12 protein-coding genes are annotated in these 12,675 nt (G+C 66.1%); 4 read left to right on the plus strand and 8 right to left on the minus strand.

What is annotated here, in order from left to right; all coding sequences use genetic code 11:
* Nucleotides 1-8 precede the first annotated feature (8 nt).
* The 7 genes from hscA to uvrB form a co-directional block, all read right to left on the minus strand.
* Nucleotides 9-1,871, minus strand: coding sequence for a Fe-S protein assembly chaperone HscA (gene hscA, locus AC1VNX_RS20310; RefSeq protein ID WP_483158811.1), 1,863 nt, complete (start codon nucleotides 1,869-1,871; stop codon nucleotides 9-11).
* 4 nt (nucleotides 1,872-1,875) lie between these two features.
* Nucleotides 1,876-2,394, minus strand: coding sequence for a Fe-S protein assembly co-chaperone HscB (gene hscB / locus AC1VNX_RS20315; RefSeq protein WP_483158813.1), 519 nt, complete (start codon nucleotides 2,392-2,394; stop codon nucleotides 1,876-1,878).
* Between the two features lie 68 nt (nucleotides 2,395-2,462).
* A complete protein-coding gene (iscA, locus tag AC1VNX_RS20320) occupies nucleotides 2,463-2,786 on the minus strand; it encodes an iron-sulfur cluster assembly protein IscA (RefSeq protein ID WP_301508943.1) in 324 nt (107 codons plus the stop codon).
* A 1-nt stretch (nucleotide 2,787) separates the two neighbouring features.
* A complete protein-coding gene (gene iscU / locus AC1VNX_RS20325) occupies nucleotides 2,788-3,207 on the minus strand; it encodes a Fe-S cluster assembly scaffold IscU (RefSeq protein WP_093201679.1) in 420 nt (139 codons plus the stop codon).
* A 59-nt stretch (nucleotides 3,208-3,266) separates the two neighbouring features.
* On the minus strand, nucleotides 3,267-4,487 hold the full coding sequence (locus tag AC1VNX_RS20330) for an IscS subfamily cysteine desulfurase (RefSeq protein WP_483158815.1): 1,221 nt from the start codon (nucleotides 4,485-4,487) through the stop codon (nucleotides 3,267-3,269).
* 91 nt (nucleotides 4,488-4,578) lie between these two features.
* Nucleotides 4,579-5,115 (minus strand): Fe-S cluster assembly transcriptional regulator IscR, encoded by a 537-nt coding sequence (iscR, locus tag AC1VNX_RS20335; RefSeq protein ID WP_007828186.1) that lies wholly within the window; start codon nucleotides 5,113-5,115, stop codon nucleotides 4,579-4,581.
* A 234-nt stretch (nucleotides 5,116-5,349) separates the two neighbouring features.
* Nucleotides 5,350-7,467 carry an excinuclease ABC subunit UvrB gene (uvrB, locus tag AC1VNX_RS20340; protein ID WP_483158818.1) on the minus strand — a complete coding sequence of 706 codons (2,118 nt, stop codon included), beginning with the start codon at nucleotides 7,465-7,467 and terminating at the stop codon, nucleotides 5,350-5,352.
* A 105-nt stretch (nucleotides 7,468-7,572) separates the two neighbouring features.
* Between uvrB and AC1VNX_RS20345 the strand changes: the two genes are divergently transcribed.
* The 4 genes from AC1VNX_RS20345 to AC1VNX_RS20360 all read left to right on the plus strand — a co-directional run bounded on the left by AC1VNX_RS20345 (nucleotide 7,573) and on the right by AC1VNX_RS20360 (nucleotide 11,635).
* On the plus strand, nucleotides 7,573-8,769 hold the full coding sequence (locus tag AC1VNX_RS20345; RefSeq protein ID WP_483158820.1) for an amino acid aminotransferase: 1,197 nt from the start codon (nucleotides 7,573-7,575) through the stop codon (nucleotides 8,767-8,769).
* 158 nt (nucleotides 8,770-8,927) lie between these two features.
* On the plus strand, nucleotides 8,928-10,334 hold the full coding sequence (locus AC1VNX_RS20350) for a polyhydroxyalkanoate depolymerase (RefSeq protein ID WP_483158822.1): 1,407 nt from the start codon (nucleotides 8,928-8,930) through the stop codon (nucleotides 10,332-10,334).
* A 27-nt stretch (nucleotides 10,335-10,361) separates the two neighbouring features.
* Nucleotides 10,362-11,000 carry an RnfABCDGE type electron transport complex subunit B gene (locus tag AC1VNX_RS20355; RefSeq protein WP_483158824.1) on the plus strand — a complete coding sequence of 213 codons (639 nt, stop codon included), beginning with the start codon at nucleotides 10,362-10,364 and terminating at the stop codon, nucleotides 10,998-11,000.
* Nucleotides 10,997-11,635 carry a LysE family translocator gene (locus AC1VNX_RS20360; protein ID WP_483158826.1) on the plus strand — a complete coding sequence of 213 codons (639 nt, stop codon included), beginning with the start codon at nucleotides 10,997-10,999 and terminating at the stop codon, nucleotides 11,633-11,635. Before AC1VNX_RS20355 ends, AC1VNX_RS20360 begins: the two co-directional genes overlap by 4 nt.
* Before the next feature lie 112 nt (nucleotides 11,636-11,747).
* Here the strand turns inward: AC1VNX_RS20360 and yedA are convergent, their stop codons facing one another.
* Entirely contained in the window at nucleotides 11,748-12,659 is a 912-nt protein-coding gene (yedA, locus tag AC1VNX_RS20365) for a drug/metabolite exporter YedA (RefSeq protein WP_483158828.1), read from the minus strand.
* Between the last annotated feature and the right edge of the window lie 16 nt (nucleotides 12,660-12,675).

A 12,675-nucleotide genomic window follows, 5' to 3' on the forward strand; every position in this document is an offset into this window, starting at 1 on the left:
CTGTTGTTCTAGAGAGATTCGACCTTGCGCCCGGCAAGTGCGCGCGCGATGCCCGCGTTCATGCGCTGTGCGGCGAAGGCCTCGGTGTCGTCGGCCAGCTTCTTGGTGGCGGCCTCGATGGCCGCGGCTTCGCTGCTGCCCTTGGCGGCTTCGCGCAGTTTCGCCATCGATGCATCGATGGCGGTGCGCTCTTCGTCGTTCAGCAGGTCGCCGTCGGCATCGAGCGCGCTCTGCGTGGCCAGCAGCATGCGATCGGCATCGACGCGCGCCTCGACCAGCGCACGCGCCTGCATGTCCTGCTGCGCGGTGGAGAAGCTCTCCTGCAGCATGGTCGCGATCTGGTCGTCCGACAGGCCGTACGAGGGCTTGACCGCCACGCTCGCCTCGACGCCGCTGCCCTGTTCCTTTGCGCTCACGCTCAGCAGGCCGTCTGCGTCGACGGTGAAGGTCACGCGGATGCGCGCCGCGCCGGCCGCCATCGGCGGAATGCCGCGCAGCGTGAAGCGCGCGAGGCTGCGGCAGTCGGAGACGAGGTCGCGCTCGCCCTGCACCACGTGCAGCGCCAGCGCGGTCTGGCCGTCCTGGTAGGTCGTGAAGTCCTGCGCCATGGCGGTCGGGATGGTCTGGTTGCGCGGCACGATGCGCTCGACGAGGCCGCCCATGGTCTCGATGCCGAGCGACAGCGGGATCACGTCGAGCAGCAGCAACTCGCCCGCGCCGTTGTTGCCGGCGAGCTGATTCGCCTGGATGGCGGCGCCCAGCGCCACGACTTCATCGGGATTCAGGTTGACCAGCGGCTCGCGGCCGAAGAAATCGGCCACTGCGCGGCGGACTTGCGGCATGCGGGTGGAGCCGCCCACGAGAACGATGCCCTGCAGCTCGTCGGCCTTGAGCTTCGCGTCGCGCAGTGCCTTGCGCACGGCGGCGATGGTCCGCTCGGTGAGCGGCTGGGTCGCGGCGTGAAACTGCTCGCGCGTCAGGTCGAACGAAACTGTCTTGCCTGCAACCTCGGCCTTGAACACGACCGCCGCCGAATCGGTCAGGGCTTCCTTCGCCGCACGGGCGGCCACGAGCAACGCGGCCTTGTCGGCATCGCTGCCGGCCCGCAGGTCTGTCTGCGCGAGCACGAAGTCGGCCAGCGCGTGGTCGTAGTCGTCGCCGCCGAGCGCCGAATCGCCGCCGGTCGCGATGACTTCGAACACGCCCTGCGTGAGCCGCAGGATGGAGATGTCGAAAGTGCCGCCGCCCAGGTCGTAGACCGCATAGACACCTTCGCTCGCGTTGTCGAGACCGTAGGCGATGGCGGCAGCCGTGGGTTCGCTGATCAGGCGCAGCACGTTGAGGCCGGCGAGCTGCGCGGCGTCCTTGGTCGCCTGGCGCTGGCCTTCGTCGAAGTACGCGGGCACGGTGATGACGGCGCCGTAAAGCTCGTCGTCGAAGGTGTCCTCGGCGCGGAAGCGCAGCGTGGCGAGGATCTCGGCGCTGATCTCGACCGGCGACTTCTCGCCCGCCAGCGTCTGCACCTTGACCATGCCGCCGTCGCCGCTGGCGATGCGGTAAGACATCGATTCACGGTTCGCGATGTCGGCCAGGCCTCGGCCCATGAGCCGCTTCACTGAAGTGATGGTGTTGGCCGGGTCTTGCGCGCGGGCGGCAAGAGCGTCGAACCCGATCTGGCGGCGATCGCCTTCCAGGTAGCGCACGGCCGAGGGCAGCAGCAGGCGCCCCTGATCGTCTGGCAGGCATTCGGCCACGCCGTTGCGCACCGAGGCCACCAGCGAATGCGTGGTGCCGAGGTCGATGCCCACGGCAATACGGCGCTGATGCGGGTCGGGCGCCTGACCGGGTTCTGAAATCTGGAGGAGAGCCATGCCGTTATTGTCCCAACTGATCGAACTTGGCTTCGACGTCCTGCGCGAAGCGCTCAATGAACATGAGGGCTCTCACCTGTTTGGCTGCAGCCGGGTAGTCGCCCTTCTCGTCGATCAGCCAGTCGAGCGACGACAGCGCGCGCGTGCGGCCGGCCTCGACCTCGGTGTTGAGCTTCTCGAGCGAAGCGATGTCGGCGACGTCGTCGAGCGTCTCGCGCCATTCCATCTGCTGCATGAGGAAATCGGGCGGCATCGCCGTGTTGTTCTCGGCGTCGAGCGGCGCACCGTTCAGCTCGCAGATGTAGCTGGCGCGGCGGATCGGGTCCTTCAGGCGCTGGTAAGCCTCGTTGATGCGCACCGACCACTGCATGGCCACGCGCTGCGCCGCAGCGCCCTGCGCGGCGAAGCGGTCCGGGTGGACCTCGCGCTGCAGCTCCTTCCAGCGCGCGTCGAGCACTGTGCGGTCCTGCGCGAAAGTCGCCGGGACGGCGAACAGTTGAAAGTCGGTGTCGTTCAGGTTCATGGCAAGAAAAAACCGCCAGCACATGACATGTTGGCGGCTGTGGTCGCAGTCAGCGACGGCGCATCAGTTCAGATGCGGAAGCTTTCGCCGCAACCGCAGCGGTCGCGCTCGTTGGGGTTGATGAACTTGAAGCCCTCGTTCAGACCTTCGCGCACGAAGTCGAGCTGCGTGCCGTCGATGTAGGCCAGGCTCTTCGGATCGACCAGCACCTTCACGCCGTGGTCTTCGAACACCACGTCCTCGGGCGTCAGCTCGTCCACGTACTCCAGCTTGTAGGCCAGGCCGGAGCAGCCCGTGGTCTTCACGCCCAGCCGTACGCCCAGCCCCTTGCCCCTCTTGCCGAGGTAGCGGGTGACGTGTCGGGCAGCGGCTTCGGTCAGCGTGACGGCCATGTCAGTGGACAGCTTCGGCGGCAGCGGATTCGGTCTTGACGCCGTGCTTGGCCTTGTAGTCGTTCACGGCTGCCTTGATGGCGTCTTCGGCCAGGATGGAGCAGTGGATCTTCACCGGCGGCAGCGCCAGTTCTTCGGCGATCTGCGCGTTCTTGAGCGCAGCCGCTTCGTCGAGCGTCTTGCCCTTGACCCATTCGGTCACGAGCGACGACGAGGCGATGGCCGAGCCACAGCCGTAGGTCTTGAAGCGCGCATCTTCGATCACGCCGGTTTCGGGGTTGACCTTGATCTGCAGCTTCATCACGTCGCCGCAGGCCGGTGCGCCGACCATGCCGGTGCCGACGGAGTCGTCGCCCTTTTCGAAGGAGCCGACGTTGCGCGGGTTTTCGTAGTGGTCGATGACCTTGGAAGAATATGCCATGGTGTACCTCTCAAACTTTGTTCAATCGTGGTGCCTGCCTGGTGCGGACCTGACCTGCGTCAGTGGGCCGACCACTGGATCGTGCTGATGTCGACGCCGTCCTGGAACATCTCCCACAGGGGACTCAGCTCGCGCAGCTTGGCAACGTTGTGCTTGATGGTCGAAATGGCGTAGTCGATCTCTTCTTCGGTCGTGAAACGGCCGATGGTCATGCGAAGGCTGCTGTGGGCCAGCTCGTCGCTGCGGCCCAGGGCGCGCAGCACGTAGCTGGGTTCCAGGCTGGCCGAGGTGCAGGCCGAACCCGACGACACCGCCAGGCCCTTGATGCCCATGATCAGCGACTCGCCTTCGACGTAGTTGAAGCTCATGTTCAGGTTGTGCGGCACGCGATGCTCGAGGTCGCCGTTGATGAACACCTGTTCGACGTCCTTCAGGCCATCGAGCAGACGCTTCTGCAGCCGGCGCGCGTGCTCGATGTCCTTGTGCATCTCGAGCTTGGCGATGCGGTAGGCCTCGCCCATGCCGACGATCTGGTGCGTGGGCAGCGTACCCGAGCGCATGCCGCGCTCATGGCCGCCACCGTGCATCTGCGCCTCGAGGCGCACGCGCGGCTTGCGGCGCACGTACAGCGCGCCGATGCCCTTGGGGCCGTAGGTCTTGTGCGAAGCCAGGCTCATCAGGTCGACAGGCAGCTTCGTGATGTCGATGTCGATCTTGCCGGTGGCCTGGGCCGAATCGACGTGGAAGACGATGCCCTTCTCACGGCAGATGTTGCCGATGGAGACCACGTCCTGGATCACGCCGATTTCGTTGTTCACGAAGAGCACGCTGACGAGGATGGTGTCAGGGCGGATCGCGGCCTTGAACTTTTCCAGGTCGACGAGGCCGTTTTCCTCGACGTCGAGGTAGGTGACCTCGAAGCCCTGGCGCTCCAGTTCGCGCATGGTGTCGAGCACGGCCTTGTGCTCGGTCTTCAGGGTGATGAGGTGCTTGCCCTTGCCCTTGTAGAAATTGGCCGCGCCTTTGATCGCGAGGTTGATCGACTCGGTTGCTCCCGAGGTCCAGACGATCTCGCGCGGGTCGGCGTTGATCAGCTCCGCCACCTGGCCGCGTGCTTTCTCGACTGCCTCCTCAGCTTCCCAGCCCCATGCGTGGCTGCGCGACGCCGGGTTGCCGAAGTGCTCGCGCAACCAGGGAATCATGGCGTCGACCACGCGCGGGTCGACCGGCGTGGTCGCGCCGTAGTCGAGATAGATCGGGAAATGAGGAGTTACGTCCATGGCTGGCTCGTGCTGGCGTGGGGGTTGTTCTTTGATCTGGGCTGCTCAGGCTGGCGCCCGAAGGCGCCGCCGGGACTCTGACTCAGGGCTTTCAGGACTTGGCGAAAGCGTTTCCGAGTGCGAACACCGAATTCGGCGCGTTCACGCGAATCGGCTTGACCACCGGCTGCGCGGAAATCGCGCGCTTGACGACCGGCTTGTTCTCGATCTGCACGCCCTTGGCGATCTGGTCGTCGACCAGTTTCTGCAGGGTGACGGAGTCGAGGAACTCGACCATGCGCTGATTCAGCGAGGCCCAGAGTTCATGGGTCATGCAACGGCCGGCTTCGCCGAGGCAGTTTTCCTTGCCGCCGCACTGGGTGGCGTCGATGGGCTCATCGACGGAAACGATGATGTCGGCCACGGTGATGTCCGCTGCCTTGCGGCCGAGGCTGTAGCCGCCGCCGGGGCCACGGGTCGACTCGACCAGCTCGTGGCGGCGCAGCTTGCCGAACAGCTGTTCGAGGTACGACAGCGAGATCTGCTGCCGCTGGCTGATCGCGGCCAGCGTGACCGGACCGGTGTTCTGACGCAACGCCAGATCGATCATGGCTGTGACCGCAAAACGGCCTTTGGTAGTGAGACGCATCGCAAGCTCCTTCAAGTGCTTACCGTTGAAACGACACCATGGTCTGGGACCGCGGTGACCTCGTCTCCGCCCTGCCCGACCCCTGACGCTGGTGAACCAGTCGGTAGGAGTCGGTCCTTCATCGCGAAGTTCTTCTGGTTGTTGTTGAGTATTTCGCTCAAGTATAACAGAAGGCCCTGAGGTCTGCTCGGGTAAACCCCAGCGCCGCCCGATGCGGGATTGCGAACGTTCGGTTTATTGCGCAAGGCCGGCGATGTTGTCGCCCCCGGACGCCCCGAACGCCTGCTCCCGAAGCAGAGCCAGCTGATCGCGCACCCGGGCCGCCTTCTCGAATTCGAGGTTGCGGGCGTGCTCCAGCATCTGCTTTTCGAGCCGCTTGATTTCCCGGGCGATGTCCTTCTCGCTCATGTCCTCGACCTTGGCGCGTTCCAGGTCGAGCTTGGCCGCCTCCTTGCCGCTCTTCTCGCTGTAGACGCCATCGATCAGGTCGCGCACCTGCTTGACGATGCTGCGCGGCGTGATGCCGTTGGCCTCGTTGTAGGCGATCTGCCGGGCGCGGCGGCGCTCGGTTTCGCCGATGGCTTTCTTCATCGAGTCGGTCATCCTGTCGGCATACAGGATGGCCTTGCCGTTCAGGTTCCGCGCCGCGCGGCCGATGGTCTGGATCAGCGAGCGCTCCGCGCGCAGGAAGCCTTCCTTGTCGGCGTCGAGGATCGCCACCAGCGACACCTCCGGAATGTCCAGCCCTTCGCGCAGCAGGTTGATGCCCACCAGCACATCGAAAGTGCCCAGGCGCAGGTCGCGCAGGATTTCCACCCGCTCCACCGTGTCGACGTCGCTGTGCAGATAGCGCACCTTCACGCCGTTGTCGCCCAGGTAGTCGGTCAGCTGCTCGGCCATGCGCTTGGTCAGCGTGGTGATCAGCACCCGCTCGTTCTTCTCGACACGCGTGCGGATCTCGCCCAGCACGTCGTCCACCTGATGCGTGGCGGGCCGCACCTCGACTTCGGGGTCGATCAGCCCGGTGGGCCGCACCAGTTGCTCGACGACGTTGCCCGCGTGGTCCTTCTCGTACTGTGCCGGCGTGGCCGACACGAAGATGCACTGGCGCACCCGCGCTTCGAACTCCTCCAGCTTGAGCGGCCGGTTGTCCAGCGCGCTCGGCAGGCGGAAGCCGTACTCGACCAGCGTGACCTTGCGCGCCCTGTCCCCGTTGTACATGCCGCCGAGCTGGCCGACCATCTGGTGGCTCTCGTCGAGGAACATCAGCGCGTCCTTCGGCAGGTAGTCGGTGAGCGTGGGCGGCGGATCGCCCGGGGCGGCGCCCGAGAGGTGACGCGTGTAGTTCTCGATGCCCTTGCAGTGGCCGATTTCCGACAGCATTTCCAGGTCGAAGCGCGTGCGCTGCTCCAGCCGCTGGGCTTCCACCAGCTTGCCGGCGCCGACCAGTTCCTTGAGCCGGTCGGCCAGCTCGGTCTTGATGGTTTCCACCGCCGCCAAGACCTTGTCGCGCGGCGTGACGTAATGGCTCGACGGATACACCGTGAAGCGCGGCACCTTCTGCCGGATGCGCCCGGTCAGCGGGTCGAAGAGCTGCAGCGACTCGATCTCGTCGTCGAACAGCTCGAAGCGGATCGCCAGCTCGCTGTGCTCGGCCGGAAACACGTCGATGGTGTCGCCGCGCACCCGGAACGTGCCGCGCGCGAAGTCCTGCTCGTTGCGCGTGTACTGCATGCGGATGAGCCTGGCGATCAGGTCGCGCTGGCCGACCTTGTCGCCCACGCGGGCGATCAGCCGCATCTCCATGTAGTCCTCCGGCGTGCCGATGCCGTAGATGGCGCTCACCGTGGCCACGATGACCGTGTCGCGCCGCTCCAGCACGCTCTTGGTGGCCGAAAGGCGCATCTGCTCGATGTGCTCGTTGATCGACGAGTCCTTCTCGATGAACAGGTCGCGCTGCGGCACGTAGGCCTCGGGCTGGTAGTAGTCGTAGTAGCTGACGAAGTACTCGACGGCGTTCTTCGGGAAGAACTCGCGGAATTCGCTGTATAGCTGCGCCGCCAGTGTCTTGTTTGGCGCAAACACGATGGCCGGGCGGCCCATCCGGGCGATCACGTTGGCCATGGTGAAGGTCTTGCCCGAGCCCGTCACGCCCAGCAGGGTCTGGTAGACCTCGCCGTCGTTCACGCCCTCGACCAGCCCCTGGATGGCCGTCGGCTGGTCGCCCGCCGGCGGATAGGGCTGGAAAAGCTCGAAAGGCGAGCCAGGGAACCTGACGAATTCGCCCTGCTTCGCCGGCCCGATCGGGTCGAGTTTCTTCAGGTCTGCTATGGCTTCGTTGTTCTCTGGCATGGCTGTTCCCGACAGGTGGCGCTCGCGCCGGTAAAATTCAAGGCAACCGGAAAGCATAAAGCCTCATCCGGTTGCAGCGCAGCTTTCATCCCAAAGGACCTTTTCATGTCTATGTTCACCGCGGTCGAAATGGCACCGCGCGACCCGATCCTCGGCCTCAACGAACAATTCGCGGCCGATACCAACCCCAACAAGGTCAATCTCGGCGTCGGCGTCTATTACGACGACAACGGCAAACTGCCCCTGCTGCAGTGCGTGCAGGCCGCCGAGCAGAACATGATGAAAGCGCCCACGGCACGCGGCTACCTCCCCATCGACGGCATCGCCGCCTACGACAACGCTGTCAAGGCACTCGTTTTCGGTGCCGACAGCGAACCCGTCACCTCGGGCCGCGTCGCCACGATCCAGGCCATCGGCGGCACCGGCGGCCTGAAGGTCGGCGCGGACTTCCTGAAGAAGCTCAACCCCAACGCCAAGGTGCTCATCAGCGACCCGAGCTGGGAAAACCACCGCGCCCTCTTCACCAACGCCGGTTTCGAGGTCGAAAGCTACCCCTACTACGACGCCGCCAAGCGCGGCATCAACTTCGACGGCATGCTGGCCGCGCTCAACGCGGCCCCGGCCGGCACCATCGTCGTGCTGCACGCCTGCTGCCACAACCCGACCGGCTACGACATCACCGCGGCCCAGTGGGACCAGGTGGTCGCCGCCGTCAAGGCCAAGGGCCTGGTGCCCTTCCTCGACATGGCCTACCAGGGCTTCGGCTACGGCCTGAAGGAAGACGGCGCCGCCGTCGCCAAGTTCGTCGAAGCCGGCCTGACCTTCTTCGTCTCGACCTCCTTCTCCAAGAGCTTCAGCCTGTACGGCGAACGCGTCGGCGCCCTGTCGGTGCTGTGCGAGAACAAGGAAGAAGCAGCCCGCGTGCTCTCGCAGCTCAAGATCGCCATCCGCACCAACTACAGCAACCCGCCCACGCACGGCGGCGCCGTGGTGGCCGCGGTGCTCGGCAACCCCGAGCTGCGCGCCCTCTGGGAGAAGGAACTGGGCGAGATGCGCGTGCGCATCAAGGCCATGCGCCAGGCGCTGGTCGAGGGCCTGAAGGCCGCGGGCGTGAAGGAAGACATGAGCTTCATCACCACGCAGATCGGCATGTTCAGCTATTCGGGCCTGACCAAGGACCAGATGGTCCGCCTGCGCAATGAATTCGGCGTGTACGGCACAGACACCGGCCGCATGTGCGTGGCCGCGCTCAACAGCAAGAACATCGGCCACGTCTGCGCGTCGATCGCCAAAGTCATCTAGGTGACAGCAATGTGTGAGGGAATCCGCCCCGGGCGACGATTCCTTCACACTCCCTCCCGGAAGAGCCCCGGCGGCGGTTGGATGTAGGGGTTAGGCCTCCTGCAGTACAGCGGATGCGCTGATATATTGCGCCGCAACATTCCACTCCAAGACCACCGATGCTCTATCAACTCTACGAAGCCCAGCGTTCCCTGATGGAGCCGTTTGCGGACTTCGCACAGGCGGCCTCCAAGCTCTACAGCCCCGGTGCCGTGTGGGGCCAGTTGCCCATCTCCCAGCGCATGGCCGCGAGCTACGACCTGCTCTACCGGCTGGGCAAGGACTACGAGAAGCCCGAGTTCAACATCAAGTCCGTCAAGGTCGACGGCGAAGAGGTCGTGATCCAGGAGGCCGTGGAGCTCGACAAGCCCTTCTGCGAGCTGCGCCGCTTCAAGCGCTTCACCGACGAGCCGCACATCCTGAAGACGCTCAAGAGCCAGCCCGTGGTGCTGATCGTGGCCCCCCTGTCGGGCCACTACGCCACGCTGCTGCGCGACACCGTGCGCACCATGCTGCAGGACCACAAGGTCTACATCACCGACTGGAAGAACGCTCGCCTCGTGCCGCTGTCCGAAGGCGAGTTCCATCTCGACGACTACATCAACTACGTGCAGGAGTTCATTCGCCGCCTGCAGGCCGAATACGGCAACTGCCACGTGGTGAGCGTGTGCCAGCCGACCGTGCCCGTGCTCGCGGCCGTGTCGCTCATGGCCAGCCGAGGCGAGCCGCTGCCGCTCACCATGACCATGATGGGAGGCCCCATCGACGCTCGCAAGTCGCCTACCGCGGTGAACAACCTCGCGATGAACAAGAGCTTCGAGTGGTTCGAGAACAACGTGATCTACCGCGTGCCGCAGGGCTTCCCCGGCGCGGGCCGCAAGGTCTACCCCGGCTTCCTGCAGCACACCGGCTTCGTGGCGATGAACCCCGACCGCCACGCGAGCAGCCACTACGACTACTTCAAGGACCTCATCAAGGGCGACGACGCCAGCGCCGAGGCCCACCGCAAGTTCTACGACGAGTACAACGCCGTGCTCGACATGGACGCCGATTACTACCTCGAGACCATCCGCACGGTGTTCCAGGAATTCGACCTGGTCAACGGCACCTGGGACGTGCGCAACCCCAAGGGCCAGGTGGAGCGCGTGCGCCCGCAGGACATCCACTCCACCGCCCTGCTGACGGTCGAGGGCGAGCTCGACGACATCTCCGGCTCGGGCCAGACCGAGGCCGCGCACAGCCTGTGCACCGGCATCGCCGACGACAAGCGCGAGCACTACGAGGTCAAGGGTGCCGGTCACTACGGCATCTTCAGCGGCCGCCGCTGGCGCGAACTGGTCTACCCGAAGGTGCTGAAGTTCATTGCGGCCAACGACCAGCCTCAAAGCCGCGCCAGCAGCCGCGGCGGCCTTGGCGCCGAAGACACGATCAAGCCCGGCCGCAAGGTCCCCGCTTCCGTAGCCGCCAAGAAGGTGCCGGCGAAGAAGACCGCCACCGTGGCGGCTAAAAAGCGCGCCGCACGCTGAAGCGTGCTGCGCGTAGATTGCAGCCAGGTGAACGGGCTAGCCGCACGCATCAATGACGCACTGCCTCAAACGCAGTGCACACGTTGCGGCTACCCGGATTGCGCAGGCTACGCGCAGGCCGTGGCCGAAGGCGAAGCCGGCATCAACCAGTGCCCACCCGGCGGCGCGGAAGGTATCGAGCGACTCGCCCGCCTGACCGGCCGCCCTGCCCTGCCCCTCGATCCGCAGTTCGGCACAGAGGCCCCGCGCGCCATGGCCGTCATCGACGAGGCTTGGTGCATCGGCTGCACGCTGTGCCTCGACGCCTGCCCGACCGATGCCATCGTCGGCATCAACAAGCGCATGCACACGGTGATCGAAGCCCACTGCACGGGCTGCGAGCTGTGTATTCCGGTCTGCCCGGTCGACTGCATCTCGCTCGAGGTCGAGACGCCGGGCCTCAGCGGCTGGCAAGCCTGGTCGGCCGAACAGGCCCGCAGCGCGCGCAGCCGCTACGAGGTGCACGGCAGGCACCGCAACACCGACGCCCGGCTGGCCGAAAACGCCCCCGAGCCCGAAAATGCCCCGCAAGACGCCGACGCCCGCAAGCGCTCCGTCGTCGAAGCCGCCCTGGCGCGTGCCCGCGCCGCCTCCCAACAACGACGCCCTCCAACTGCCAAACCATGACGCTCGACACCCTGCTCATCTACGTGGTCGCTTCGCTCGCGCTGGCCCTGATTCCGGGGCCGACGATGCTGCTGGCGCTGTCCAACGGCATCGAAGGCGGCATGCGCCGCGCGAGCTGGGGCATTGCCGGCGCGTCGCTGGGCAGCATCACGCTGATCGCGGTCGTGGCGCTCGGACTGGGTTCGCTGCTGGCGGCCTCGGAATGGCTCTTCAATGCCATCCGCGTGGCCGGCGTCGCCTACCTCGTGTGGCTGGGCATCAAGCTTTGGCGCAGCGAGGCGACCGACCTGCGCACCGCGCTGGCCAAGTCGCCGATCGAAATGCGGCCGAAGGGGCGCATCGCCCTCATGCGCAGCCTCGCGGTGGCGCTGTCGAATCCGAAGACGGTGCTGTTCTTCGCGGCCTTCCTGCCGCAGTTCGTCGACATCACGAAGCCGCAGGGCCCGCAATACCTGCTGCTGGGGGCCGTGTTCGTGGTGCTCGACACCTGCGTGATGCTGGCCTACGCAGGCGCCGGCACGCAGGCCGTGCGCTTCCTCTCGCAGCGCGGCATCAGGATGATGAACCGCGGCTGCGCGGCCGGCATGTGGCTGCTGGCCGCTACCCTTGCTGTGTGGCGCCGCCCCGGCGCGTAGCGAGGTTCTCCCCCAGGCTTCGCGCACTTCGTGTCGCTTCGCCAACCCCCTTCCGGGGGCAACACCTGCGGCCCGGCGGAGCCGGTTCCGCGGTGTTTCTGGCGATACCGGGTCAATCTCTTCGCTTCAAGAGCATGAGCAGCACGCCGGCCAGCACCACGGCCACGGCGTACCACTCGAAGCGCGTCACTGCCTCGTCGGCGATCCACACGCCCAGCAGCATCGCGATCACCGGGTTGACGAAGGTGTAGCTCGCGGCGAGCGCGGCCGGCGCCCTGGCCAGCAGCACCATGTAGGCGTTGAAGGCGATCAGCGAGCCGAACACCACCAGGTAGACCCAGGCGGCGAGCGCCTCGGGCTGCGGCGGCCAGCTCATGGTTTCGCCGGACACGGCCGCGAGCCCCATCAGCACCATGCCGCCGCAGAGCATCTCGCTCGCGAAGCCCATCGCACCGGGCGCGAGCGGCAGGCTGCGCTGGCTCAGCACGCTGCCCAGCGACCAGCAGGCGGTGGCAATGCAGATCGCGACCAGCCCCCCGGGCGACGAGCGGAAGCCGCTGCCCTGCGTGAGCATCAGCACGCCGACGAGGCCCAGCGCGATGCCGGCAGCCTCCAGCTTCGACGGCTTCACGCCCCAGATCAGGTTGAGCAGCGCGATCAGCAGCGGAATCACCGCGATGAACGCCACCACCAGCCCCGAGCCGATCGACACCTCGGCATGCGCCGTACCGCCCATGCCGCCGCCCAGCATCAGCGCGCCGACGATCAGCGCGTTGCGCCACTGCACAAGCGAGGGCCAGGGCGCCCCGCGCCAGCGCATCCAGGCCGCGAGCAGCACGCCCGCGACCAGGAAGCGCGAGCCCATCTGCAGGAAGGGCGGAAAGCTGATCAGCGCGTACTTGATCGCGAGATAGGTGGAGCCCCACACCAGCCACGTGGCGGCGAGGCAGAGCCACAGCAGCGGCGGCAGTCCGGGGCGGGCGGTGCCGTGTGCGGCTTGAGCGGGAGAAGCGAGAGTCGGCATCGAGGGTGTCTCTTCT

The sequence above is a fragment of the Variovorax sp. TLI9-5A genome (genome assembly GCF_056867935.1).